The organism is Lujinxingia vulgaris, from assembly GCF_007997015.1.
Taxonomy (GTDB): Bacteria; Myxococcota_A; Bradymonadia; order Bradymonadales; family Bradymonadaceae; genus Lujinxingia; species Lujinxingia vulgaris.
This window is the reverse complement of sequence record NZ_VOSM01000097.1, coordinates 1-538: the sequence shown is the minus strand read 5'-3', so window position 1 is coordinate 538 and position 538 is coordinate 1. Positions and strand designations below refer to the sequence as shown.

Below are 538 nucleotides of genomic sequence, written 5' to 3'. Positions count from 1 at the left end.
CCACCCTCTCCTGATTGAATATGCAGACCTTGCTCAGCAAAAGCCTTACCTGCAACTTGCGCTACACGTGTAATAGCCTGAGAGGGATCTGTCTTCGCACGATACTGCCTTACTACTTTTTCGTTGTGAGTTAGTGTAATAGAGACATCAAAGCGACTAAGCGCAATACGCTTTATCAACTCATCAATATGGCTAAATTCCGTTTTTTCGGTACGCAAGAATTTACGACGAGCTGGGGTGTTAAAAAATAAATCTTTTACTTCAATCGTTGTGCCATCAGGGTGCGCTACAGGCTTTACTTGCACGGCCATATCGCGACCTTCTGCAAATGCTTGCCAAGCAGCTTCTTGATCTTTTGGTTTTGAGCTCAGCGTTAAACGCGATACAGAGCTAATTGACGCAAGCGCTTCTCCCCTAAAACCAAGTGAACAAATATTTTCAAGGTCATCTAGAGATTTTAATTTACTCGTAGCGTGACGAGAAAGCGCGAGCGTTAGCTCATCTTTACTTATCCCTGAACCGTTATCACGTATACGAA

General features: G+C 43.7%; 1 protein-coding gene. It reads right to left on the bottom strand.

Annotated elements, in window-relative coordinates; all coding sequences use genetic code 11:
• The coding region (gene mutL, locus FRC98_RS21070) for a DNA mismatch repair endonuclease MutL (protein ID WP_230467905.1) at window positions 1–538 on the bottom strand (538 nt) is incomplete at both ends.